Source organism: Rhizobium sp. Root491 (assembly GCF_001427205.1).
Classification (GTDB): domain Bacteria; phylum Pseudomonadota; class Alphaproteobacteria; order Rhizobiales; family Rhizobiaceae; genus Agrobacterium; species Agrobacterium tumefaciens.
Genome location: NZ_LMFF01000014.1, coordinates 172343 through 196807, shown reverse-complemented (window position 1 = coordinate 196807; position 24465 = coordinate 172343). Strand labels below are relative to the sequence as shown.

The following is a 24465-nucleotide window of genomic DNA, read 5'->3' as shown; positions in this document are numbered from 1 at the left end:
GCAGAAATTCTGTTTTGGCGTGTGGGGAGACCGTCTTGAAAATATCGAAAATACTTGTTGCCAACCGATCCGAAATTGCGATCCGAGTTTTCCGGGCAGCGAACGAGCTGGGGATAAAAACCGTCGCCATTTGGGCGGAAGAGGACAAGCTGTCTTTGCACCGCTTCAAGGCGGATGAAAGTTATCAGGTCGGCAGGGGTCCGCATCTCGCCAAGGATATGGGACCGATCGAGAGCTACCTCTCGATTGAGGAGGTCATCCGCGTGGCCAGACTTTCCGGCGCGGACGCGATCCATCCCGGTTACGGCCTTTTGTCCGAAAGCCCCGAATTCGTTGAGGCCTGTAACAAGGCTGGCATCACCTTCATCGGACCGACGGCGGATACGATGCGCCAGCTCGGCAACAAGGTTGCCGCCCGCAATCTGGCGATCTCGGTCAATGTTCCCGTTGTTCCTGCAACCAAGCCGCTGCCGGACGATATGGCAGAGGTGGAGCGGCTGGCCGAAGAGATCGGTTATCCCGTGATGTTGAAGGCCTCCTGGGGCGGCGGCGGTCGCGGCATGCGCGCCATCCGCAAAAAGGAGGATCTGGCACGCGAGGTCACCGAGGCCAAGCGCGAGGCGAAGGCTGCTTTCGGCAAGGACGAGGTCTATCTCGAAAAGCTGCTCGAGCGCGCCCGCCACGTCGAGAGCCAGGTTCTCGGTGATACCCATGGCAATGTCGTGCATCTGTTCGAGCGCGATTGTTCGATCCAGCGCCGCAATCAAAAAGTGGTTGAGCGCGCGCCGGCACCCTATCTCAGCGAAGCGCAGCGTCAGGAACTGGCCGCCTATTCCTTGAAGATTGCGGCTGCGACCAATTATATCGGCGCCGGCACGGTCGAATATCTGATGGATGTCGATACCGGCAAATTCTACTTCATCGAGGTCAATCCGCGCATTCAGGTGGAGCATACCGTCACCGAAGTCGTGACCGGCATCGATATCGTCAAGGCGCAAATCCATATTCTGGAAGGGGCCGCCATCGGCACGCCGGAATCGGGTGTGCCGAAACAGGAGGATATCCGCCTCAACGGCCATGCGCTGCAGTGCCGTATCACCACGGAAGACCCGGAGCACAATTTCATTCCCGACTACGGCCGTATAACGGCGTACCGCTCGGCGTCCGGCTTCGGCATTCGTCTGGATGGCGGGACGTCCTATTCGGGGGCGATCATTACCCGTTATTACGATCCGCTTTTGGTGAAGGTAACGGCCTGGGCGCCGCAGCCGGATGAAGCGATCAGCCGCATGGACCGCGCGCTGCGCGAATTCCGAATTCGCGGTGTTGCGACCAACCTGACCTTCCTCGAGGCCATCATTGGCCATGCGAGTTTTCGCAACAACACCTATACGACCCGCTTCATCGATTCGACGCCGGAGCTGTTTGCACAGGTCAAGCGTCAGGACCGCGCTACGAAGCTGCTCACCTATCTTGCCGATGTGACGGTGAACGGGCATCCGGAAACCAAGGGCCGCGTCAAGCCACCGGCAAATGCGGCACAGCCGGTGGTTCCCTACATCGATGCGCCGACGCCTGATGGCACCAAGCAATTGCTCGACCGGCTGGGGCCGAAGGGCTTTGCCGACTGGATGCGCAACGAAAAGCGGGTGCTGGTAACGGACACGACGATGCGCGACGGCCATCAGTCGCTGCTGGCCACGCGCATGCGTACCTATGACATTGCCGGCGTCGCAAGCGTCTATGCCAAGGCCTTGCCGCAGCTTCTGTCTCTGGAGTGCTGGGGCGGCGCCACTTTCGACGTTTCCATGCGCTTCCTGACGGAAGACCCGTGGGAGCGCCTGGCGCTGATACGCGAGGGTGCGCCGAACCTGCTGCTGCAAATGCTGCTGCGCGGTGCGAACGGCGTCGGGTACAAGAACTATCCAGACAATGTCGTGAAATATTTCGTCCGTCAGGCTGCGAAGGGCGGTATCGACCTGTTCCGCGTGTTCGACTGCCTGAACTGGGTGGAGAATATGCGCGTATCGATGGATGCGATCGCCGAGGAGAACAAGCTCTGCGAAGCGGCCATCTGCTACACAGGCGATATCCTCAATTCTGCGCGTCCAAAATACGACCTGAAATATTATACCAACCTCGCCGCCGAGCTGGAGCGTGCAGGCGCGCACATCATCGCCGTCAAGGATATGGCGGGACTTCTGAAGCCTGCCGCTGCCAAGGTGCTGTTCAAGGCGCTGAGGGAGGCGACCAGCCTGCCTATCCATTTCCACACGCATGACACATCCGGCATTGCGGCTGCGACCGTGCTTGCCGCCGTCGATGCGGGCGTGGATGCGGTGGATGCCGCCATGGATGCGCTTTCGGGCAACACGTCCCAGCCCTGCCTCGGTTCCATCGTGGAAGCGCTGGCCGGATCGGAACGCGATACGGGTCTCGATACGGAATGGATCCGCCGCATCTCGTTCTACTGGGAGTCGGCGCGCAACCAGTATGCGGCTTTCGAAAGCGATCTGAAGGGCCCTGCCTCGGAAGTCTATCTGCATGAAATGCCCGGTGGGCAATTCACCAATCTAAAGGAGCAGGCGCGCTCGCTCGGTCTTGAGAGCCGCTGGCACGAGGTCGCGCAGGCCTATGCCGACGCCAACCGGATGTTCGGCGATATCGTCAAGGTCACGCCGTCCTCCAAGGTTGTCGGCGATATGGCGCTGATGATGGTGAGCCAGGATCTGACGGTCGACGACGTGGAAAATCCTGATCGCGAAGTGTCCTTCCCGGACTCGGTGGTTTCGATGCTGAAGGGCGATCTTGGACAGTCGCCAGGCGGCTGGCCGGAAGCCCTGCAGAAAAAGGCGCTGAAGGGTGACGCGCCCTATACGGTTCGTCCCGGCTCTTTGCTGCCGGATGCCGATCTCGATGCGGAGAGAAAGGCGATCGAGACCAAACTCGAGCGTTCCGTGAACGACTTCGAATTCGCATCCTATCTGATGTATCCGAAGGTGTTCACCGATTTCGCGCTGACATCCGAGACCTACGGTCCGGTTTCCGTGCTTCCCACCCATGCGTATTTCTATGGCATGGAGGACGGTGAAGAGCTGTTTGCCGATATCGAGCGCGGCAAAACGCTGGTCATCGTCAATCAAGCCTCTTCAGGCACTGACGATAAGGGCATGGTGACGGTGTTCTTCGAGATCAACGGCCAGCCGCGCCGCATCAAGGTGCCGGATCGCGCTCATGGCGCATCCGGCTCTGCGGTGCGCCGCAAAGCGGAACTCGGCAATGGCACACATATTGGTGCGCCGATGCCGGGCGTGATCAGCCGCGTCTTCATCAATCAGGGTCAGGAGGTCAAGGCCGGCGACGTGCTGCTCTCCATCGAGGCCATGAAGATGGAAACCGCGCTTCACGCCGAACGCGATGGCAAGGTCGCCGAGGTTCTCGTGCGCCCGGGTGACCAGATCGACGCAAAGGATCTGCTGATCGCTTACGCGGAATGATGCCCATACGGCGTCGCTAGCAGCGATTTTTGTCTTTCGTTATAAACGCCCGCCCTCCCGGCGGGCGTTTTGCTGTTGCACCTTCGCTAAAACTCAAATATGCATGTTCGTGCACGTTTGTTCCTGTTTATGCATGAGTTCCGATGAGCGATCATTTTGTCAGCGAGCGGCAGGCGCTCATCCTTGCACAGTTACGGCAAAGCGGCCGCGTGCTTGCGCAGGATCTGGCCCAGAATTTCGGCGTTTCGGAAGATACGGTCCGCCGGGATCTGCGGGATATGGCGGCGCGCGGGGAGTGTCTGCGCGTCTATGGCGGGGCGTTGCTTTCCGATAGCAAGACGGTGCCGCTGAAGACACGGATCGCCGAGGATGCCGATCGCAAGGCTTCGTTGGCGCGCGCAGCAATTCCGCTTTTTGAGCCGGGCATGGTCGTCTTTATCGATGCCGGCTCCACCAATCTGGCCATTGCAAGAGCTATCCCCGCCGGTCTCAAATTGACGGTGGTAACGAATACGCCTGCTATTGCCGCTGAACTCACGGGGCGCGCCGATATCGCTTTGATCATGATCGGCGGCAAGGTCGATCCGGCCGTCGGTGCGGCCATCGACGCCATGGCGTTGCGGCAACTCGAGCTGATGCGGCCCGAACTGTGTATTCTTGGCGTTTGCGGTGTTGCGGCTGAGACCGGCTTGTCGGCGGATATTTTCGAGGACGCCGTGTTCAAGCGGCTTGCCTGCAGCGCCAGCCAGCGGATTGTTGCCGCCATCACCACGGAAAAGCTGGGCCACAAGGCGGCGTTTCACGTGCACGACTTTTCTCCGCCTCTTTCCCTGGTGCTGGAACATGACGCCGACCGCACATTGGTCGAGGCGCTGTCGGCTAAAGGCGTACAAGTTCATTTCGGCGACGATGACGCCGTCCAACTCTCTCACGGTCAAGTCTGAAGGATATTACCGATGAACGGCCCCACGACATTTTCGCCGACGGTCAAGCGCTCCTCCTATCTGACGCGGCACAGGCTCGGTGTATCACTGCTGTTTTTAATGAACGGTTTCATGATGGGATCGTGGGCGCCCAAAATACCGGAATTTGCGGCGCGCTTATCCCTCAGTGAAAGTGCGCTTGGCCTGATCATTCTGGTTTTCGGCGTCGGCTCGCTGGTTTTCATGCCGATCGCCGGTTCCCAGATCGCCCGTTTCGGATCGCGAACGGTCAGCCTTGCGAGTGCGGCTATTTTCTTGCCGACACTGCTTTTCATCTCCTGGGCAGACACGATCTGGGCAGGTGTGATTGCGGTTTTCCTGTTCGGTGGGCTGACAGGGGCGATGGATGTCGCCATGAACGCCAATGCGGTGGCGGTCGAGCGTGACATGCGCCGCGCCATAATGTCGTCGTGCCATGCTTTCTGGAGCCTGGGCGGCCTGATCGGCGCCGGTCTTGGCGGCTATCTCATCACGGCCATTGGCGTGCAGGGGCATGCGATCGCGTTGACGGTCATCGCCCTTGTTTTGCTCGTCGTCGCGTGGCCGCGCGTTCTTGCGGATCGCCCGCATGCCGAGGAGGAGCGTCCGAAAGGTCGCTTGCCGCTGACGCCCTTGCCGTGGATTATCGGTCTGATGGCGCTGTTTTCGATGATTCCGGAAGGCGCGATCCTCGATTGGGGTGCCCTTTATCTTCGCAATGAACTCGGCGCTTCCGTGTCCCAGTCCGGTTTCGCTTTCGCCGCCTTTTCCATGACCATGGCGGCCATGCGTTTTGCCGGCGATCTGGTGCGCGACCGGTTCGGCGCGGTCAACACCCTGCGGTTCTGCTCGGTCATGTCGATTGCGGGCCTTCTGATTGCGGGTCTTGCGGGAAATTCCACGTTTGTGATCATCGGCTTCGCGATTGCCGGCATCGGTATTTCCAACATGGTGCCGATCGCCTTTTCGGCGGCGGGGAACATGCCGGGACTGGCACCCGGCATCGGCCTGTCGGTAGTCACCACCATGGGTTATTCCGGGATTCTGGTAGCACCCTCGGCCATCGGCTTCATTGCCGAACATACCGGCCTGGCCAGCGTATTTCTCGCTCTGCCGTTGTTGCATGTGGTGGTTTTGCTGCTTTCGCGGCTCGCCCGGCATGCGGATGGTGCGGGCAAGGAATAGGCGTCTCGAATTTTGCCATGATTGCGGTAAAGTAGAAGCTCTTATGCGTTGGGTGTTGACAAGCAGGCCCCCTTGTTTCACCTCAATTGCCAGACCTTGCCGCAAGCTCCAGAGACCGCCATGACGTCACACGCCGATTACGATCCAAAGCCCCGCCGTGCATCCGTTGCCGTCGACGTAGGGGGCGTCATCGTGGGTGGCGGTGCGCCTGTCGTCGTACAATCCATGACCAATACCGACACGGCGGATATCGACGCCACCGTGCAGCAGGTGGCGGCACTCTTCCAGGCCGGTTCTGAAATGGTGCGCATCACCGTCGATCGCGATGAGAGCGCTGCCGCTGTGCCGAAAATCCGCGAACGGCTGCTGCGCCTTGGCATGGACGTGCCGCTGATTGGCGATTTCCACTATATCGGCCACAAGCTTCTGGCCGATCATCCGGCCTGTGCCGAAGCACTTGCGAAATACCGCATCAATCCCGGCAATGTCGGCTTCAAGGACAAGAAGGACAAGCAGTTCGGCGAAATCGTCGAAACGGCGATCCGTTATGACAAGCCGGTTCGCATCGGCGTGAACTGGGGGTCGCTCGATCAGGAATTGCTGACGACGCTGATGGACAAGAACAAGGAGGAGGGTTTTCCGCTCTCTGCCCGTCAGGTCACCCGCGAAGCCATCGTCCAGTCGGCACTGATTTCCGCAGAGCTTGCCGAAGAAATCGGCCTGCCGCGCAACCGCATCATCCTGTCTGCCAAGGTCAGCCAGGTACAGGACCTGATTGCCGTTTATTCGATGCTGTCGGAACGCTCCAACCATGCACTGCATCTCGGTCTTACCGAAGCCGGCATGGGTTCCAAGGGCATCGTCGCCTCGTCTGCTGCCATGGGTTATGTGCTGCAGCACGGTATTGGCGACACGATCCGCGTCTCGCTGACGCCTGAGCCGAACGGCGACCGCACCCGCGAGGTGCAGGTGGCGCAGGAATTGCTGCAGGTCATGGGTTTCCGCCAGTTCATTCCTGTGGTTGCGGCATGTCCCGGCTGCGGGCGCACCACCTCTACCGTCTTTCAGGAACTTGCCCAGAATATCCAGAATGACATTCGCAAGAACATGCCGATCTGGCGTGAAAAATATCCCGGTGTGGAAGCGCTCAATGTTGCTGTCATGGGCTGCATCGTTAATGGGCCCGGCGAAAGCAAACATGCCGATATCGGCATTTCACTGCCCGGAACCGGCGAAAGCCCCGCTGCACCGATCTTCATCGATGGCGAGAAGGCGCTCACCCTGCGCGGTCCCAACATCGCTGCGGATTTTGAAGCGCTTGTGATCGATTACATCGAAAAGCGTTTTGGCCGGAAAGATGCGGCGGAGTAAAAACTACCGTGAAAATGCCGAAATTCCACTGTCATACCGCCTGAACCCTTCGGAGCATCAAAACACATGATCAAAAAAATCGCGATCGTTGCCCTTTGCGGGACCTATCTTTCCGCCTGCACCACCACCGATCCCTATACGGGTGAGCAGAAGATGTCGAACACGGCGGGCGGCGCTGGTATCGGCGCTGTCGTCGGTGCTCTCGGTGGTCTGGCTGTCGGCGGTTCGCCGGTCGGTCGCCGCAACGCAGCCCTCATCGGCGCCGGCATCGGTGCACTCGCCGGTGGCGCAATCGGCAATTACATGGATGGTCAGGAATCCGAGCTTCGCGCCCAGCTTCAGGGCACTGGCGTTTCCGTTAGCCGCCGTGGCGACAGCATCGTTCTCAACATGCCGTCGAACATCACCTTCGCGACGGATCAGGATCAGGTCATCCCGCCCTTCTATCAGACACTCGATTCCGTCGCCATCGTGCTGAACAAGTTCAACCGCACGCTCATCGACATCAACGGCCATACCGACTCCACCGGCAGCCAGCAGCACAACCAGGCGCTTTCCGAGCGTCGTGCGGCGTCTGTTGCAAACTATCTCGGCGCACGCGGCGTCGACCAGCGCCGTATTTCGACGCTCGGCTTCGGCCCCTCGCAGCCGATCGCTTCGAACGCAACGCCGGATGGCCGCGCCCAGAACCGTCGCGTCGAAGTGCTGATTTCGCCGCTCAAGGGCTGATTGGCTGAAAAACGGTGAGCCGGGAAACCGGCTCAGCTTTTCCGTTCGGCGATGAATCTGGCGGCCGCGATGAGTATCGCGGCCTTTTCGCCGTAGGGGGCCAGAAGTTCGGAGGCTTCCGCCACCTGTTCCTGAAGCTTGAGGCGCGCCCAGTCTTCACCGCGTAGTGCCACCAGCGTTCCCTTGCCGCGTGCGGCATCCTTGCCGGTTGCCTTGCCCATGGTGGCGGCATCGGCGGTCAGATCCAGGAGATCGTCTGCAAGCTGGAAGGCAAGGCCGATCTTTTCACCGAAGAGGCGCAGTCTTTGTCTTTCGGAAACATCGCTGCCGGCGATGATCGCGCCTGCCTCGCAGGCGAAGCGAAGCAGCGCACCGGTTTTCATAGCCTGCAATGTAATAATGCCGGTCTCATCAGGTGCGTTCTTTTCCGCAGCCAGATCGAGCGCCTGACCGCCCGCCATGCCGCCGACGCCCGCGGCGCGGGCAAGGGAGAGAACGAGAGACGCCTTGCGGTCTGCCTGGAGAGGATTTTCGTCCGATGCGATAATGTCGAAAGCGAGTGTCAGCAGGCTGTCGCCTGCGAGAATGGCGGTCGCCTCGTCGAATTTGCGGTGCACTGTCGGCTGGCCGCGGCGCAGGTCGTCGTCATCCATCGCTGGCAGATCGTCGTGCACCAGCGAGTAACAATGCAGGCACTCCAGCGCGGCACCGACATGATGGGCTGCTTCGGCATTTCCGCCGAGCAAGGCCGTGCTTTCTATGACCAGGAAGGGCCGCAGGCGTTTGCCGCCGTTCAGCACACCATGACGCATGGCGTCGAGCAGGTTTTGCGGGCGCGTAATCTCATCCGCACGCGCCTCTGCGGAAAGCAGGCGACCAAGCAGGGATTCGGTCTGTGCCGCGTTATCGCGCAGCTTCGTTTCGAAATTCGTCATCTGAGCGTCCATGTCGCGCTCTTTGGCATGGCGCGCGGGGTCAGGCAACCTTTTCGTGATTCCTGAGGTCAACTGTTTGACCGGACTCGCCTTGAAGGCGGCAATGGAATATGAAAGGCTTCGATTGGTGCGGGGCTTTGACGAATATTGAGCAGTACGCCTGAAAGCGACGCAGATTACGCCGTGCTGGCGGAAGACCGGAGCAGTCCGAAGGTGGATTTTCGCACGTTGGCAAAGCGTATCATCATGACCTTGCTGGCGTTGCTGATCCTGCCCTATCTGCTGATCCCGGTTTATGCCCTGCCTTTCATGCGGCCGGTCTCGACGCTGATGCTTGCCGATCTGGTGACACTTCAGGGTTATGACCGGCGCTGGGTGCCGCTCGAGGATATTTCGCCGCGCCTTGTGCAATCCGTAATGATGTCCGAGGACGGACAATTCTGTTTCCACGGCGGCGTTGACTGGAACCAGATGCAGTCCGTGGTCAACAATGCGCTCGAAGGCGCGTCCACCCGTGGCGCCAGCACCATTCCCATGCAGACGGCCAAGAACCTGTTCCTCTGGAACGGCCGCTCGTTCTTGCGCAAGGGGCTGGAGTTGCCGCTGGCGATTGCTGCCGATTTCGTCTGGTCCAAAAAACGGATGATGGAGATTTATCTCAACGTTGCGGAATGGGGACCCGGCATTTACGGCATCGAGGCCGCAGCACAGCACCATTTCAAGGTACCGGCGGCAAAGCTCAGCTCCCGCCAGGCGGCACTGCTTGCCGTTTCTCTGCCCAATCCCATCGATCGCGTTGCCAGCAAGCCGGGGCGTGGTTTGCAACGGCTTGCCGGCCTTATCGAACGGCGTGCCCGGGCATCGGGCGGTTATGTGGGATGCGTGCTGGACTGAGCCCAGCCCGCCGCCTCAACCCTTCTTGAAAATATAGTCGGTTTCCTGACGCAGGGTCTCGCCGGGACGCAGGATCGCGTAGGGGAAATCGGGATGATTGACGGCATCAGGCCATATCTGCGTTTCCAGACAAAAACCGGCAAAGGGGCCATAATGGCGGCCATCGAGGCCTGGAACGGGAACATTCAGCTTGAAGGCTGAATAAAATTGCACGCCGGGTTCGGTGGTGTGAACCTCAAGGGCAATGTCGGAGGCGGGCGAATAGGCGCGGGCAACCTTGCGCTTGGCACGACGCTCGGGCGAAAGGCAGAAATTATGGTCGTAGAGCACCTGCTCGCCATCCTCCGTTCGCCGCATCGGCGTCGGGTGGCGCAGGTCGAAGACGGTGCCTTCGACGGAGCGGATTTCGCCTGTCGGGATCTGTTTGTCGTTGGTTGGCAGATAAAAGTCAGCGGCGATGCTGATCTCATGTCCAAGTGCGGTATCAGCACCGTCGAGGTTGAAATAGGAATGCTGGCAGATATTGGCGATGGTCGGTTGGTCGGTCACCGTTTCATAGACCACCGAAAGCACGCCGCCGTCGCGGATCGTATAGGTCGCGGTCACCGTGCAATTGCCGGGATAACCGGCGCGGCCGTCGGGATCGATGATCTGCAGAACCGCATGGCTTTCGCCGTGTTCCATCAGCATCCAGTTACGTTTGCCCATCCCGTCGCTGCCGCCATGCAGGTGGCTGACGCCTTTTTCGTTCAGTTCCAGCTGGTATTCGTGCCCGTCGATCGAGAATTTTCCGTCACCGATACGGTTGGCGTTGCGGCCGGGTGTGGCGCCGAAATAGGATGAATATTTGTAGTCCTCGAATGTATCGAAGCCGAGAACGAGCGGCGGCTGGTGCCCATCGAGGCGTAGGTCCTGAATGACGGCGCCCCAGGTGATAACCTTGGCCGTCAGCCCGCCCCTCGAGATGGTGACGCGCTCAACCTTTTCGCCGGTTGCCGTGAAACCGAAATTCTCCCGTGCCGCCGCGTCGCTCATTGCGTCATTCTCCCGATATCTTTGAATTGCCGGCGGACGTTGCGTCATTTTCCGGCAATTCGCAATCCCGCAATTTACGCCGCTAGTTTGCCGATTGCTTCGAGGTCATAAGGCGTCGTCTGATATATCTCGTTGATCCAGTTGCCGAAAAACAGATGGGCATGGCTGCGCCAGCGGTTGAGCGGGGCAAGCTCCGGATCATTGTGCGGAAAATAATCATGCGGCAGCTTGATTGGAACGCCCGAGTTCACATCGCGGAAATATTCATCCGAAAGCGAGGTTGAATCATATTCGACGTGGTTGAACATATAGAGGCGGTTGCCCTCTTTTTCATGCACCAGACATACGCCCATTTCCTCTGACTCCATCAGGATTTCGAGTTCCGGGTGTTTTTCGATGTCGGCGCGGCGCACTTCCGTCCAGCGTGAGACCGGAACCTGAAAGTCGTCGGAAAAACCGTTGAGATATATCGACGAGGGGCAGAGATTGCGGTGACGATAGACGCCGAAAGCCTTTTCCTTCAGTTCGTATTTCGGCACACCATGGAAATGGTAGATGGCGGCCATCGCGCCCCAGCAGACGTTCAGCGTCGAATGGACGTTGGTTCGCGTCCAGTCGAAAATCTTTTGCATCTCGTTCCAGTAGGTCACGTCTTCATAATCAAGCATCTCGATGGGCGCGCCTGTGATGATGAAACCGTCGAACTTGCGGTGGCGCACTTCCTCCCATGTCTCATAGAAGGACAGAAGGTGCTCTTCCGGCGTATTCTTGGCACGATGGCCGCCAATGCGGATCAGCGAAAACTCCACCTGCAGCGGCGATGCGCCGACGAGGCGCGCCATCTGCACTTCCGTCTTGATCTTGTTCGGCATGAGATTGAGAAGCCCGATCTGGAGCGGGCGGATATCCTGCCGGATGGCCGCCGTTTCTGTCATGACCCGCACGCCCTCATGAACGAGGGTGTCGAAGGCGGGAAGCGTATCGGGAATCTTGATCGGCATGTCGAACTCTCTTTTCGGATGACGTAAAGAACGTTGCGAAAACAAAAAAACCGGCAGCGAAATCGCAGCCGGTCCCAGGAAATTACCCTTTTCCTCGACCCTTTAGCGACTTCTTTAAAGTGGCTGCAAGCCGGTCGGCAAATCACCACTGAGGCGTTTCATAATCCCGAAGCCGACGAAAATCAATATCGGCTGATTTCATCGGGTTTCTGCCTTTCCATTTTTGCCTGAGGTGCGATAAGGCAGGGCATGGATAGAGAACGCTTCACCATTCTGCTTGGCGGCGATGTCACCGTTACCGACCGCCTCAAAGCGGCGGTTGAGGGTAGCCGTGTGATTGCGGCCGATGGCGGCATGCGCCATGCCGCACCGCTCGGGCTCACACCCGAGCTCTGGGTGGGGGATTTCGATTCCACCGACAAGGACCTGCTGGACGCCTGGCCCGATGTGGTGCGACAGCCCTATCCCGCTGCAAAGGCTGTGACCGATGGCGAAATTGCGGTGTCGGAGGCACTTGCCCGCGGCGCGCGTTCTCTGGTGCTTGCCGGCGCGCTTGGTGGAGCGAGAAGCGACCACGCACTTCAGCACCTTCTTTACGCCGTGGCGCTTACTGAGCGTGGTCTCAACGTTACGCTGACCTCCGGCGAAGAGGAGGCCCGCCCGCTGCTGGCAGGGTCGTTCGATCTTGATCTGCCTCCCGGTGCGCTGTTTTCCGTTGCCGGGTTTACCGACCTTGTGGGGCTCGATATCGGCAATGTGCGTTATCCTCTCAAGGATTTCCCGCTTGCTTTCGGCTCTTCCCGCACTATTTCCAATGTCGCGAATGGCGGCCCCGTGCATTTCTCGCTGAAAAGCGGAAAAGCCATCGTGCTCGCCCGCCCTTATGATCTGACCGGAGCCTGACGCCTTGGCACCCCCAATTTTGAAACTCGATGACATCAAGCTGACCTTCGGCGTGACCCCGCTGCTCGACGGCGCCAATCTTCAGGTGGAGCCGGGCGACCGCATCTGCCTTGTCGGACGCAACGGTTCGGGCAAGTCGACCCTGATGAAGATCGCCGCCGGTCTGGTCGAGGCGCAGTCGGGCGAGGTTTTCCGTCACCCCTCCGCCACCATCCGTTATCTGGAACAGGCGCCGGATTTTGCCGGTTACGACACCGTGCAGGCCTATGCCGAGGCGGGGCTGGGACCTGGCGACGATCCCTATCGCGTTACCTATATTCTCGAGCATCTGGGCCTGACGGGACAGGAACATCCGGATAGCCTGTCCGGCGGCGAAGCGCGGCGTGCGGCCCTTGCCCGCGTCATGGCGCCTGAACCCGATATTCTGATGCTGGACGAGCCGACCAACCATCTGGACCTGCCCACCATCGAATGGCTTGAAGGCGAGTTGCAGCAGACGCGTAGCGCGCTGGTGCTGATCTCGCACGACAGGCGTTTTCTGGAAAAGGTTTCGACCTCGACCGTGTGGCTGGATCGCGGCCAGTCCCGCCGTCTCAATCGCGGTTTTGCGCATTTCGAGGAATGGCGCGACAAGGTGCTGGAAGAGGAAGAGCTGGAGCAGCACAAGCTCGGCAAGGCCATCGAGCGTGAAGAACACTGGATGCGTTACGGCGTGACCGCGAGACGCAAGCGCAACATGCGCCGCGTGGGCGAGCTTCAGGCAATGCGTGCGGACTATCGCGGCCACAAGGGACCGCAGGGCAGCGTGCAGGCGACGGCTGCGGAGGTGCGGGAATCCGGCAAACTGGTCATCGAGGCAGACGCAATCACCAAGTCTTACGGCGAGCGCGTGATCATCGCGCCGTTTTCGCTGCGGGTGCATCGCGGTGATTGCATCGGTCTCGTCGGGCCGAACGGTGCCGGCAAGACAACGCTTTTGAAGATGCTGACCGGCCAGCTTCAGCCCGATAGCGGCACGGTAAAGCTCGGCACCAATCTGGAAATCGCGACGCTTGACCAGAAGCGTGAAGATCTCAATCCAAACGATACGCTCGCTCATTACCTCACCGACGGTCGCGGCGACAATTTGCTGGTCAATGGCGAGTTGAAACATGTGACGGGTTACATGAAGGACTTCCTGTTCCAGCCGGAACAGGCCCGCACGCCCATCCGCAACCTCTCCGGTGGTGAGCGCGCCCGTCTTATTCTTGCGCGCATTCTGGCGCGGCCTACCAACCTGCTGATCCTTGACGAGCCGACCAACGATCTCGATATCGAAACGCTCGATCTGTTGCAGGAGATCGTTGCGGGGTTTTCCGGCACGGTCATTCTCGTCAGCCACGACCGCGACTTCCTCGACCGTACCGTCACCTCCACAATTGCGCCCGCCAATCCGGACCAGCCGGACGGACGCTGGATCGAATATGCCGGCGGCTATTCGGACATGATGGCGCAACGCAAGGGTGCTGCGGAAGAAAAGCGCAAGGCGGAGAAGCAGGAAAAGGCAAAGACCGCCCCTTCCGCCTCCGCGTCGCAGGACCCCTCAAAGGCCAAGGGCAAGCTTTCCTTCAAGCAAAAATTTGCGCTCGAAAACCTTCCAAAGGAGATGGAGAAGGCGCAGGGCGAAATCGCCAAGCGTGAGCAGCGCATGGCCGATCCCAATCTGTTCACCAAGGACCCGGCTACCTTCAATACGCTGGCGCAGGAAATGACGAAGCTGCGCGAAAAGCTCGAAGCCATGGAAGAGGAATGGCTGGAGTTGGAGATGCTGCGCGAGGAAATTGAAGGGTGACTGGGTCGCGATTTCTTGACTGAGGTCTCATCCACCTTTGACAGGGAGGCGGAATTGCCGTTTCCTGTGCGGGTTCGGAGGAGTTCAGAAAATGCGCATGATCTTCGTCAATCTGCCGGTCAAGAATATCGAGACATCGAGAAGCTTCTTCACGGCTCTCGGTTTCACCTTCAATCCGGAATATTCGGATGACCGCACGCTCTGCATGATCGTTGAGGAGAACATCTTCGTGATGCTTCTTCAGGAGGAGCGTTTTCGTGATTTCATCAATGGCGATATCGCCGACGCCACACGCAGCACCGAGGTCCTGACCTGTCTCACAGCGGGAAGCCGTGAGGAAATCGACCGGATGATCGAAACGGCGCTCGCCTCGGGTGGCAGCAGCTGGAAACCGGTTCAGGATCACGGTTTCATGTATGCCGGTAGTTTTCAGGATCCCGACGGCCATGTCTGGGAACTGGTGCACATGGTGCAGCAGGCCTGACGGCAGCCATCTTGCCAATCAGAGACAGCGGGACTACATCATCATCTTGATCTAACGGGGTGTCTTTTGTGCTTGCGTGCAAAAGGCTGAGAGGCTTGCCAACCCGAAGAACCTGATCCGGTTCATACCGGCGGAGGGATTAGACGGCTTAAGGCAAGCGGCTATTTCCCTTTTCGTTTTTTGAGGAGATACCCGTGCGCCGTCGTCTTTTCCTGAATTCCCTCGTTGCCGTTTCGTTGTTTCTGCCCGGTCTTGCCACTGCTCAGGACAGACAGGAACTGACCGTCTACACCTATGAAAGCTTCGTTTCCGAATGGGGTCCCGGCCCCAAGGTGAAAGAGGCCTTCGAGAAAGTGTGCAATTGCACGGTCAATTTCGTCGGTGTGGCGGATGGCGTGGCGCTGCTCAACCGCCTGAAGCTTGAAGGGGCAGCGTCGAAGGCGGATGTCGTTGTTGGTCTCGACACCAATCTGGTCGCGGAAGCGAAACAGACCGGCCTCTTCGATATCAGCGGTATCGAAGCATCGGCGGCCAAGGTGCCGGGCGGTTACAAGGACGACATTTTCGTCCCTTACGACTACGGTCATTTCGCCGTTGTCTATGACACGCAGACGATAAAAAATCCGCCGACGAGCCTGAAGGATCTGGTGGACGGCGATCCTTCACAGAAAATCGCAATTCAGGACCCGCGCACCTCCACGCCGGGGCTTGGCCTGCTGCTCTGGGTGAAGTCCGTTTACGGCGACAAGGCACCGGAAGCCTGGGCGAAGCTCCGGAAGCGCATTCTCACCGTCACGCCGGGCTGGTCGGAATCCTATGGCCTTTTCACCAAGGGTGAGGTGCCGATGGTGCTCTCCTACACCACGTCGCCTGCCTATCACATGGTCTCGGAAAAGACGGATCGCTATCAGGCCGCGGCTTTTTCCGAGGGGCACTACATCCAGATCGAGGTTTCCGGCCTTCTCAAAAACGCGCCGCACAAGGAACTGGCGAAGCAGTTCCTCGCTTTCACGCTCACATCAGGATTTCAGGATGCCATTCCGGAAAACAACTGGATGATGCCGGTCGCGGCAACGTCCACGCCCCTGCCTGAGGCATTTTCCAAACTCGTCGTACCGCAGAAGACCTTCCTGATGGACCCGGAAGAGGTGGCGAAGAACCGCAAGGCCTGGATCGACGAATGGCTTGCGGCCATGAGCATGAACTGAGCAAGAGGCACGCCCGCGCATGATGCTGCGTCGCGACTACAGATGGTCGATCATTGGCGGAACGGCGGCGTTTGCCGCCGTTTTCCTGTTCATGGCGCTTGCTGTCTCAGCACTCCTGTCTTTCGATGCCGGCACATCCGCCACCGGAATCGTGGATGCCTACACGCTGCGCATCCTGCGCTTCACGCTCTATCAGGCAACGTTGTCCACTGTTCTTTCCATTGTTCTCGGCCTGCCGGTGGCGCTTGCGCTCTCCCGCAGACAGGATTTTCCGGGGCGGATTTGGATTATCAGGTTGATGGCTGTGCCGATGGGGCTGCCGGTCATCGTCGGCGCCTTCGGCATCATCACGATCTGGGGCAGGCAGGGTGTTTTGAATACTGCCCTTGTTTTTGCCGGTGCGGAGCAGCCCTTCAGTATTTACGGCCTTTCCGGCATTCTCATCGCCCATGTGTTTTTCAATCTGCCGCTTGCGGTGCGGCTGATGCTGGCCGGGCTGGAGCGGATTCCGGGCGAATATTGGCGGATGGCGGCAAGTCTTGGCATGGGGCCGGTTTCGGTTTTCCGCTTCATCGAGTGGCCGGCCGTCTCGCGGCTTGTTCCCGGTATTGCCGGGCTTGTCTTCATGCTGTGTGCCACCAGCTTCACGCTAGTGCTTATGCTGGGCGGTGGACCGGCGGCGACGACACTTGAGGTCGCAATCTATCAGGCGCTTCGGTTTGATTTCGATCCGCAACGGGCAATCGCGCTTTCGGTTTTGCAGATTGCAATCACAGCAGTTCTGCTCGGCCTTCTTGCCTTTTTGCCATCGCCCGAGGCGGAAATTGCCTCGATTGGTCGCCCTGTTCGCCGTTTCGACGGCAAGCGTGTTGGCGCGCGCCTGTGGGACGGAGCGGCAATCATTTTTGCGGTTCTGCTGGTCGGCCTGCCGCTTGTTGCCATAACCGTCTCGGGTTTGGGGGCCGATCTGCCGCGTCTTTTGTCAGCGCCGATCTTCCTGCGTGCGGCGGCGACCAGCCTTGCAATCGCTGCGTTCTCCGCAACTCTCGTCGTGCTCTGCTGCTTTGCGATCATCGGTGCGCGACAGGCCGTGGGTTCCAAACGGCACGCGGCTCAACCCTTGCGCCTTTTGTCCGCCACGCTCGGGGCGGGGTCATCGCTGGTGCTGCTGGTACCGCCCGTCGTGCTGGGAAGCGGGTGGTTCCTGTTGCTGCGGCCCTTTGGAGATGTCAGTTTTTATGCTCCCGTTCTCGTGGCGCTCATCAACATGCTGATGGCGTTGCCGCTTGCCATGCGGGTGCTGGAGCCAGCCTTCACCAGCCATTTTTTACGCACGTCCCGGCTCTCCGCCAGCCTTGGGCTTCAGGGATTGACGCGGCTGCGGTTCGCCGATCTGCCGGTATTGCGGCGGCCACTGCTGATGGCGTTTTCCTTTGCCATGGCCCTGTCGCTCGGTGATCTCGGGGCGGTCGCCCTGTTCGGATCGGAAAATTTCATCACCTTGCCATGGCTGGTCTATAGCAATATGGGCAGCTACCGCACCAATGATGCCGCCGGATACGCGTTCATCCTTGGCGTCGTCTGCCTGCTGCTTGCCGCGGGCGGCGTTTCACGGCAATCCCAATCAGCAAGGGCGAGCATATGACGGGTGACGAATTTGCCGTGGGGCTGGACAAGGTCAGGCTGCGGCTCGGAACGCAGGATTTCGATCTCGATTGTACATTCCCGCAAGGCCAGATGACCGCCGTTGTCGGTGCATCCGGTTCTGGCAAGTCGACGCTCCTCAATCTCATCGCCGGTTTTGAATTGCCCGATTCCGGGCGCGTCCTGATCGGCGGGCGGGACATGAAGGCGCTCGATCCTTCCGAACGACCGGTCTCCTCGATCTTCCAGGATAATAATCTTTTCGCCCATCTCGATATCTTCACCAATGTCGCGCTCGGCATCAGCCCCGGGCTGAAGCTGGGGGAGGAAGACAGGCAGAGGATCGACGTGGCGCTCACACGCGTTGGTCTTGCGGGTTTTGACAAACGTTTGCCGGGCACGCTTTCCGGCGGGGAAAGGCAAAGGGCGGCGCTCGCGCGTGCGCTGGTCCGGAAAAAACCGGTCATGCTGCTGGACGAGCCTTTCGCGGCGCTCGATCCGGGGCTGCGGGCGGGCATGACCTCCCTGCTTCTCGACTTGCATGCCGAAACAAAAAATACGGCGATTATTGTTACGCACCATCCAGACGACATAAAAAAGCTGGCACAGCGGGTGGTTTTTCTTGATCGTGGCCGCGTTGTCTATGCGGGCTCGACCGCAGATTTCTTCGCCACACAAAATGTGAAGGCGGTCGACAGTTTTCTGAACGGCTGATCGCCTTATTTTCGACGCGTGCCGCTGGCAATCGCTTTAGATAACTTCAATGGCGTTAATTTGCACTTGCCAGTTTCAAGTCGTTGCCCGAGAAAAGACGAGAATTATTGCGTTCTTCAGGAATATTCCGGACTTGATGGATCGTTTTTACCGTTTCGACATTCATGGCTCGTTGGGGCGAATCTGTTATTCTGGTCTGCAATTAACGGATGATCAGGAACGTTAGGGGCAGGCATAGAGAATGAGAAATAGCATGACTGCGCAGTGGAGGCTTTTCTCCCGTTCAGGCCTTCGCCGTTCGGGCAGGATGGCTGCCGTGTGTTCCGTGCTGACGGCGTCTGCCGTATTCCTGTCATCGTGTCAGTCTCTCTTCAGCCCGGCCTACCAGTCTACCTTGCGGCCTTCGGACAATCCGCAGACCGTGGAAGAGGTGCAGAAGAACGATCCCCGTGCGCAGATGGGCGCGCGCGAGCATCCGCGTATTGTGGCGAGTTATGGTGGCGAATATCGTGATGCCAAGACGGAGCGGCTTGTCGCCCGTATCGCCGGCGCGCTGACGGCTGTTTCGGAAAATCCGCAGCAATCCTATCGCATCACCATCCTCAACTCGCCTGCTATCAACGCTTTTGCGCTGCCGGGTGGGTATCTTTACGTGACGCGCGGGCTTCTGGCTCTCGCCAACGATGCCTCGGAAGTGGCCGCCGTGCTTTCGCATGAGATGGGCCACGTTACCGCAAACCACGGCATCGAGCGCCAGCGCCGGGAAGAGGCGGAGGTGATTGCAAGCCGTGTGGTCGCCGAGGTTCTGTCGAGCGATCTCGCCGGCAAGCAGGCGCTTGCGCGCGGTAAGCTGCGGCTTGCGGCTTTTTCGCGCCAGCAGGAATTGCAGGCGGACGTGATTGGCGTGCGCATGTTGGGTGAGGCCGGCTACGACCCCTTCGCATCGCCGCGGTTTCTGGATTCCATGGCAGCCTATGCGCGTTTCTCCTCGGCTGATCCCGAAAATGACCAGAGCCTCGACTTTCTTTCCAGCCACCCCAACACGCCGCAGCGCATCGAGCTTGCACGCCGGCATGCCCGCGCCTTCGGCCAGGACGGTCAGGTCGGGGATCGGGGTCGCGACTGGTTTCTGGATGGCATAGACGGCCTGCTTTACGGCGACAGCCCGCAGGAGGGTTATGTCCGGGGCCAGACCTTCCTGCACGGAACGCTCGGTATCCGTTTCGATGTGCCGGAAGGTTTCGTCATCGACAACAAGGTGGAGGCCGTTCTTGCGACGGGTCCGGGCGATGTGGCGATCCGTTTCGACGGCGTGGCCGATCCGAAACAGACCACTCTTGCCAATTACCTTACCAGCGGCTGGGTTGCCGGCCTGATGCCGGAAACCGTGAAGGAAACGCAGATCAACGGTCTGGAGGCTGCGACAGCCCGTGCGACGGCGGACAAATGGGACTTTGACGTTACCGTCATCCGTGTTGGTCAGCAGATATTCCGCTTCCTGACGGCCGTGCCGAAGGGTAACACGCAGCTCGATTCCATCGCCAACGTATTGCGCACGAGTTTCCGCAAGATGACGCCGCAGGAGATCGCATCGTTAAAACCTCTGCGCGTGCGCGTGGTGACGGTCAAGCCCGGTGAAACCGTGGCAACGATTGCCGCACGGATGATGGGGACCGACCGCAAGCTCGACATGTTCCGCATGATGAATGCGATGAGCGCCACCGCCACGCTTCAGCCCGGCCAGCGGGTGAAGATCATTGCGGAATGAGATGCTAACAAAAAACCCCGGATTGTGATCCGGGGTTTTTCGTTTCAGACGTTATCGATAATTACCGCCACTCGCGCACATCGACGAAATGACCGGCGATGGCCGCCGCCGCTGCCATGGCGGGGGAGACGAGGTGGGTGCGGCTCTTGTAGCCTTGGCGGCCCTCGAAGTTGCGGTTCGAGGTGGAGGCGCAACGTTCGCCAGGCTTCAGGCGGTCGTCATTCATGGCAAGGCACATGGAGCAGCCCGGTTCGCGCCATTCGAAACCGGCTTCGAGGAAAATCTTGTCCAGACCTTCCTTTTCCGCCTGTTCCTTCACGAGACCGGAGCCGGGCACGATCATGGCCGAGACGGTGGGTGCGACCTTGCGGCCGTCGACGATCTTTGCCGCTGCGCGCAAATCCTCGATACGGCCATTGGTGCAGGAGCCGATGAAAACGCGGTCGATGGCGATATCGGTGATGCGCGTACCGGGTTTCAAGCCCATATACTCCAGCGCACGCCACTTTGAAGTACGCTTGTTTTCTTCCTCGATATCATCCGGATTGGGAACTATGCCCTCGACGGACGTCACGTCCTCAGGCGATGAGCCCCAGGAGACGATCGGCGGCAGATTGGCGGCGTCCAGCACCACGATCTTGTCGTAATGGGCGCCCTCATCGGATTTCAGCGTCTTCCAGTAGGCGATGGCCTGTTCCAACGTCTCGCCCTTTGGCGCGCGCGGCTTGTCCTTGATGTAGTCGAAAGTGGTCTCATCAGGCGCGATCAGACCTGCACGGGCGCCGCCCTCGATGGTCATGTTGCAAACCGTCATGCGGCCTTCCATGGAGAGCGAGCGGATTGCCTCACCGGCAAATTCAATCACATGGCCGGTGCCGCCCGCTGTGCCAATCTCACCGATAATGGCGAGGATGATGTCCTTGGCGGTGACGCCTTCCGGAACCTTGCCATCGACACGCACCAGCATGTTCTTGGCCTTTTTCTGGATCAGCGTCTGGGTCGCCAGCACATGCTCCACTTCCGACGTGCCGATGCCGTGCGCCAGCGCGCCGAAAGCACCATGGGTGGAGGTGTGGCTGTCGCCGCAAACAATCGTCATGCCCGGCAGAGTGAAGCCCTGTTCCGGGCCAACGATGTGGACGATGCCCTGACGCTTGTCGCGCTCGGAATAATATTCGACACCGAAATCCTTGGCATTCTGCGCAAGCGCTTCCACCTGGATACGGCTTTCCTCGTTCTTGATGCCTTCCAGCCGGTCGGCTGTGGTTGGCACGTTATGATCGACGACGGCAAGCGTGCGGGCGGGCGAATGGACCGGACGGCCGGCGATGCGCAGGCCTTCAAAGGCCTGCGGGCTCGTCACCTCATGGACCAGGTGACGGTCGATATAGAGAAGACAGGTTCCGTCCGGGTCACGATTGACGACGTGGTCGTCCCAGATCTTGTCGTATAAGGTGCGGGGTGCGCTCATGGCTCTATGCCTTGTCATGGAAAGGTAAAATCAGGGTTCAGTAAGGCGGTGGACAGCGGGTGCTGTCAGGCGAGCCTAAGTCGGCTGTTGAGCGCCCCGGAAATGCGCGCAAAAAACCGTGCCGGCAGACGCTTGTGGTCCTGCAGCACATAAACATTCTGCGCGAGACATCCGAATTTAGATCCCATAGTGGTCTTCATAGCAGATTGCCGGTTTCGCGGCAATATGAATGCACGCAGACCGTAAAACGGTGACCCGGCGGCTTTGATGTGCGCCGCATCATGCACTCAGGGCTTTAAAATGCCGGTTTCGCAGCCCTTTCGGCATTGGTTATGATGCAATGCAACTTGCGTATCTTGCGGCGCACATATAGATGGGTCCCCTTATCATTTGCATTTCGACGAGCAATCGAAGGGAGGGAAAAGCACATGGTATCGGAAAAATCCCTAATCTCGAAGATCACCTGGCGGCTGATGCCGTTTCTTGGCCTTCTCTATCTCATCGCCTATATCGACCGGCAGAATGTCAGCTATGCCAAGCTGCAGATGGTCGATGCGCTGAGCCTCAGCGAATATGCCTACGGACTTGGCGCTTCGCTGTTCTTCATCGGCTATTTCCTCTTTGAGGTTCCGAGCAACCTTTTCCTCAACCGTTTCGGCGCCAGCAAATGGTTCGCCCGCATTCTGGTGTCCTGGGGTGCCGTCACCATCGCGCTTGCCTACACGCAGAATGCGACGATGTTCTATATCCTGCGCTTCCTGCTCGGGCTTTGCGAGGCCGGTTTCTTCCCGGGCGTGCTGTTCCTTATGACGCTGTGGTTCCCGCGCGATTATCGCGGCCGCATGATCGGCCTGTTCATGATCTTCAGTGCGCTTGCCAATGCCATCGGCGCACCGCTTGGCGGCATGCTGCTCGATCTCGATGGTTTCCTCGGTTATGCCGGCTGGGAATGGGTGTTCCTGGCGACGGGTATTCCCGCCGTGATCGCTGGTATCGTTACCTTCTTCTATCTGGACGATACGCCGGAAAAAGCGAAGTTCCTGACGCAGGCCGAGAAGGACTGGTTGAAGAACCGACTGGCCGAAGAAAACAAGGGCATGGAAGAGCATGCGGAGGACGGCTTCAAGGCGCTGATCAATCCGCGCGTGCTGTTCATGGCGCTTTGCTATGTCGGCTTTCCGCTGGCGGCCTATGGTCTCAGCTACTGGCTGCCGACAATCGTAAAGAGCTTCGGCGTTTCCAACACCGCCAACGGCTTCATCAACATCATCCCCTGGGTGATCGTGGCCGTCGCTCTCTTCGTCGTGCCCCTGGCGGCTGACAAGGCAAAAAACAAAACGCCTTATATCGTCGGCCCTGCCTTCGTCGGCGCGTTTTGCCTGCTGATGTCGGCGCTGCTCAGCGATCCGGTATTGCAGTTTGCCTTCCTTTGCATCGCCGCTGCGGGCATTTTTGCCGGCCAACCGGTGTTCTGGAGCCTGCCCGGCCGCTTCCTCAAGGGAGCCGGTGCCGCTGCCGGCATCGCCGCCATCAATTCCGTCGGCAATCTCGGTGGTTTCGTGGCGCAGAACGTGGTGCCCTGGATCAAGGACCAGACCGGCAGCACCATTGCGCCGATGTTCTTCCTTGCCTTCTGCCTTGCGCTGGCAGGTGTGCTCGTCATCATCGCGGCGAGAAAAATGGGCAATCAGGCCGAGGCCGCCTGATCTGCAAGATTGCGAAGCGCAGGTATAATTTCCGAACCGCCGCATATGTAAAAAATCATGGCCCGGATATGTCCGGGCCATGATCCATTTAAACGGTAACCGATGAAATTCTCTTCGAGAGAAATTACGCCGTGAACCAATCGCTGCCGGTCAGGTGAACGCCGGAGAGAATGATCTTCTCACCCTTGTGCTCGCCAGTAACGTTGTAGCTGAGGACGGTATCGTTATCAAAGGTCGAAACCGCCCAGTTATCGATCACTGTACCGACCAGCTTGAGCTTGTCCATGGAGGCGTTGAAGCCTTCGATGGTATCTGTGGCAAAGCTCTTCGCCATGTCACCCAGATTGAAGACGAAGGTATCGGCGCCACCGCTTGCGATGATGTGGTCGATGCCCTTGCCACCGGTGACCAGCGACGAAGCGAGCTTTACACCGCTCAGGTCGATAGAGTCGTTACCCGCACCGGCATCGATCTTGACGGAGGTGTAGCTGCCGTCGGTGATACCAGCACCACCATTCACAGCGCCGGTATTGGCGGCAAGACCGCCCGTGCCCGCAGCCGACGTGTCATTGAAGGCAGCGCCTGCCTTGACGGTGATCGTGTCGTTGCCTGCGCCGGTGTCGATGTTGAAATTGTTGACCCAGGTCTTTTCGTTCGAAACGACAGATACGGTAACCGTGTCGTTGCCTGCGCCGGTCGTGATGTTACCGCGCTTGGCATTGAGAACTTCAACGGTGGACGAACCGGTGCCGCCGAGGTGAACGTCTACCTGTACGAAATCCTTGAACTTAAGGTTTTCAGAGGTGTCAGACTGGGCGAGAGCGTTCTTCACCGAATTCCATGCCGAGGATACGTCAAATGTGAAGCCGTTTGCGTTGGGGTCGTAGCCGACATCGACAGTGCCACCAGCACCGGTACCGGCAACCGCCACAGCGCCAACACTGACAGCGCCCGAATCGAGCGTAGAGCCGTTTTTGACCTGTGCTGTGGATTCCGTGAGGAGCTTATATGCTTCCTGATCGATCAGGCTGGTGAGCGACGAAACCGATGCCGCGCCGCCATTACCAAAAGTTACTTTTAACGCCATTTTACTCTCCTATAAATTTTTGAGAATTCGATGTATCGAA

19 protein-coding genes and 2 riboswitches are annotated in these 24465 nt (G+C 59.0%); of the genes, 14 read left to right on the top strand and 5 right to left on the bottom strand.

Annotation, left to right across the window (positions count from 1 at the left end):
* Nucleotides 1–35 precede the first annotated feature (35 nt).
* From pyc to ASD46_RS15855, 5 genes are all read left to right on the top strand, one after another.
* Nucleotides 36–3497: a pyruvate carboxylase gene (gene pyc, locus ASD46_RS15875; protein WP_025594617.1), complete on the top strand. Its 3462-nt coding sequence runs from the start codon at nucleotides 36–38 to the stop codon at nucleotides 3495–3497.
* Nucleotides 3498–3640: 143 nt separating this feature from the next.
* Nucleotides 3641–4441, top strand: a complete 801-nt coding sequence (locus ASD46_RS15870; protein ID WP_025594614.1) for a DeoR/GlpR family DNA-binding transcription regulator — start codon at nucleotides 3641–3643, stop codon at nucleotides 4439–4441.
* A gap of 12 nt (nucleotides 4442–4453) precedes the next feature.
* Nucleotides 4454–5644, top strand: a complete 1191-nt coding sequence (locus ASD46_RS15865; protein ID WP_003516553.1) for an MFS transporter — start codon at nucleotides 4454–4456, stop codon at nucleotides 5642–5644.
* Nucleotides 5645–5764: 120 nt separating this feature from the next.
* Nucleotides 5765–7015 carry a flavodoxin-dependent (E)-4-hydroxy-3-methylbut-2-enyl-diphosphate synthase gene (ispG, locus tag ASD46_RS15860; RefSeq protein WP_025594612.1) on the top strand — a complete coding sequence of 417 codons (1251 nt, stop codon included), beginning with the start codon at nucleotides 5765–5767 and terminating at the stop codon, nucleotides 7013–7015.
* A 66-nt stretch (nucleotides 7016–7081) separates the two neighbouring features.
* A complete protein-coding gene (locus tag ASD46_RS15855) occupies nucleotides 7082–7744 on the top strand; it encodes an OmpA family protein (protein WP_019566011.1) in 663 nt (220 codons plus the stop codon).
* A 32-nt stretch (nucleotides 7745–7776) separates the two neighbouring features.
* Here the strand turns inward: ASD46_RS15855 and ASD46_RS15850 are convergent, their stop codons facing one another.
* Nucleotides 7777–8691 (bottom strand): polyprenyl synthetase family protein, encoded by a 915-nt coding sequence (locus ASD46_RS15850; RefSeq protein WP_025594610.1) that lies wholly within the window; start codon nucleotides 8689–8691, stop codon nucleotides 7777–7779.
* A gap of 135 nt (nucleotides 8692–8826) precedes the next feature.
* Here ASD46_RS15850 and mtgA point away from each other — a divergent pair, with 135 nt between their 5' ends.
* Nucleotides 8827–9573 carry a monofunctional biosynthetic peptidoglycan transglycosylase gene (gene mtgA / locus ASD46_RS15845; RefSeq protein WP_003516563.1) on the top strand — a complete coding sequence of 249 codons (747 nt, stop codon included), beginning with the start codon at nucleotides 8827–8829 and terminating at the stop codon, nucleotides 9571–9573.
* A 15-nt stretch (nucleotides 9574–9588) separates the two neighbouring features.
* Here the strand turns inward: mtgA and ASD46_RS15840 are convergent, their stop codons facing one another.
* On the bottom strand, nucleotides 9589–10608 hold the full coding sequence (locus ASD46_RS15840; RefSeq protein WP_025594609.1) for an aldose epimerase family protein: 1020 nt from the start codon (nucleotides 10606–10608) through the stop codon (nucleotides 9589–9591).
* A 74-nt stretch (nucleotides 10609–10682) separates the two neighbouring features.
* Nucleotides 10683–11609, bottom strand: coding sequence for a homoserine O-acetyltransferase MetA (metA, locus tag ASD46_RS15835; RefSeq protein ID WP_025594607.1), 927 nt, complete (start codon nucleotides 11607–11609; stop codon nucleotides 10683–10685).
* A gap of 82 nt (nucleotides 11610–11691) precedes the next feature.
* Nucleotides 11692–11768, bottom strand: a riboswitch (SAM riboswitch).
* Nucleotides 11769–11858: 90 nt separating this feature from the next.
* On the opposite strand from metA, the gene ASD46_RS15830 reads away from it, so the two are divergent.
* The 7 genes from ASD46_RS15830 (at nucleotide 11859) to ASD46_RS15795 (ending at nucleotide 20161) form a co-directional block, all read left to right on the top strand.
* Nucleotides 11859–12512, top strand: a complete 654-nt coding sequence (locus ASD46_RS15830; RefSeq protein WP_025594605.1) for a thiamine diphosphokinase — start codon at nucleotides 11859–11861, stop codon at nucleotides 12510–12512.
* A gap of 4 nt (nucleotides 12513–12516) precedes the next feature.
* Nucleotides 12517–14343: an ABC-F family ATP-binding cassette domain-containing protein gene (locus ASD46_RS15825; protein WP_025594604.1), complete on the top strand. Its 1827-nt coding sequence runs from the start codon at nucleotides 12517–12519 to the stop codon at nucleotides 14341–14343.
* 91 nt (nucleotides 14344–14434) lie between these two features.
* Nucleotides 14435–14827 carry a VOC family protein gene (locus ASD46_RS15820; protein WP_003516574.1) on the top strand — a complete coding sequence of 131 codons (393 nt, stop codon included), beginning with the start codon at nucleotides 14435–14437 and terminating at the stop codon, nucleotides 14825–14827.
* Between the two features lie 45 nt (nucleotides 14828–14872).
* Nucleotides 14873–14983, top strand: a riboswitch (TPP riboswitch).
* Nucleotides 14984–15021: 38 nt separating this feature from the next.
* Complete coding sequence (gene thiB / locus ASD46_RS15815) at nucleotides 15022–16035, top strand: thiamine ABC transporter substrate binding subunit (protein WP_025594600.1); 1014 nt, start codon at nucleotides 15022–15024, stop codon at nucleotides 16033–16035.
* A 19-nt stretch (nucleotides 16036–16054) separates the two neighbouring features.
* Nucleotides 16055–17680: a thiamine/thiamine pyrophosphate ABC transporter permease ThiP gene (gene thiP, locus ASD46_RS15810; protein ID WP_025594599.1), complete on the top strand. Its 1626-nt coding sequence runs from the start codon at nucleotides 16055–16057 to the stop codon at nucleotides 17678–17680.
* A complete protein-coding gene (locus tag ASD46_RS15805; RefSeq protein WP_025594598.1) occupies nucleotides 17677–18393 on the top strand; it encodes a thiamine ABC transporter ATP-binding protein in 717 nt (238 codons plus the stop codon). Before thiP ends, ASD46_RS15805 begins: the two co-directional genes overlap by 4 nt.
* Before the next feature lie 307 nt (nucleotides 18394–18700).
* Nucleotides 18701–20161 carry a M48 family metalloprotease gene (locus tag ASD46_RS15795; protein WP_025594597.1) on the top strand — a complete coding sequence of 487 codons (1461 nt, stop codon included), beginning with the start codon at nucleotides 18701–18703 and terminating at the stop codon, nucleotides 20159–20161.
* Between the two features lie 61 nt (nucleotides 20162–20222).
* Here ASD46_RS15795 and leuC read toward each other — a convergent pair whose 3' ends face one another.
* Nucleotides 20223–21632, bottom strand: coding sequence for a 3-isopropylmalate dehydratase large subunit (gene leuC / locus ASD46_RS15790; RefSeq protein ID WP_025594595.1), 1410 nt, complete (start codon nucleotides 21630–21632; stop codon nucleotides 20223–20225).
* A gap of 428 nt (nucleotides 21633–22060) precedes the next feature.
* On the opposite strand from leuC, the gene ASD46_RS15780 reads away from it, so the two are divergent.
* Nucleotides 22061–23338, top strand: a complete 1278-nt coding sequence (locus tag ASD46_RS15780; RefSeq protein ID WP_003516599.1) for an MFS transporter — start codon at nucleotides 22061–22063, stop codon at nucleotides 23336–23338.
* 124 nt (nucleotides 23339–23462) lie between these two features.
* Here the strand turns inward: ASD46_RS15780 and ASD46_RS15775 are convergent, their stop codons facing one another.
* The gene (locus tag ASD46_RS15775) at nucleotides 23463–24425 is read right to left on the bottom strand and encodes a hypothetical protein (protein ID WP_025594592.1); all 963 of its coding nucleotides are present in this window, start codon (nucleotides 24423–24425) and stop codon (nucleotides 23463–23465) included.
* Nucleotides 24426–24465 lie beyond the last annotated feature (40 nt).

Bases quoted from the DNA above. Each gene is read 5' to 3' on its own strand.
- ASD46_RS15795 (WP_025594597.1), top strand. From the start codon at position 18,701: ATGGCTGCCGTGTGTTCCGTGCTGACGGCGTCTGCCGTATTCCTGTCA.
- ASD46_RS15780 (WP_003516599.1), top strand. From the start codon at position 22,061: ATGGTATCGGAAAAATCCCTAATCTCGAAGATCACCTGGCGGCTGATG.
- ASD46_RS15805 (WP_025594598.1), top strand. From the start codon at position 17,677: ATGACGGGTGACGAATTTGCCGTGGGGCTGGACAAGGTCAGGCTGCGG.
- leuC (WP_025594595.1), bottom strand. From the start codon at position 21,632: ATGAGCGCACCCCGCACCTTATACGACAAGATCTGGGACGACCACGTC.
- thiP (WP_025594599.1), top strand. From the start codon at position 16,055: ATGATGCTGCGTCGCGACTACAGATGGTCGATCATTGGCGGAACGGCG.
- ASD46_RS15840 (WP_025594609.1), bottom strand. From the start codon at position 10,608: ATGAGCGACGCGGCGGCACGGGAGAATTTCGGTTTCACGGCAACCGGC.
- ASD46_RS15830 (WP_025594605.1), top strand. From the start codon at position 11,859: ATGGATAGAGAACGCTTCACCATTCTGCTTGGCGGCGATGTCACCGTT.
- metA (WP_025594607.1), bottom strand. From the start codon at position 11,609: ATGCCGATCAAGATTCCCGATACGCTTCCCGCCTTCGACACCCTCGTT.
- ASD46_RS15865 (WP_003516553.1), top strand. From the start codon at position 4,454: ATGAACGGCCCCACGACATTTTCGCCGACGGTCAAGCGCTCCTCCTAT.
- ASD46_RS15775 (WP_025594592.1), bottom strand. From the start codon at position 24,425: ATGGCGTTAAAAGTAACTTTTGGTAATGGCGGCGCGGCATCGGTTTCG.
- ispG (WP_025594612.1), top strand. From the start codon at position 5,765: ATGACGTCACACGCCGATTACGATCCAAAGCCCCGCCGTGCATCCGTT.
- ASD46_RS15820 (WP_003516574.1), top strand. From the start codon at position 14,435: ATGCGCATGATCTTCGTCAATCTGCCGGTCAAGAATATCGAGACATCG.
- ASD46_RS15870 (WP_025594614.1), top strand. From the start codon at position 3,641: ATGAGCGATCATTTTGTCAGCGAGCGGCAGGCGCTCATCCTTGCACAG.
- ASD46_RS15855 (WP_019566011.1), top strand. From the start codon at position 7,082: ATGATCAAAAAAATCGCGATCGTTGCCCTTTGCGGGACCTATCTTTCC.
- ASD46_RS15850 (WP_025594610.1), bottom strand. From the start codon at position 8,691: ATGGACGCTCAGATGACGAATTTCGAAACGAAGCTGCGCGATAACGCG.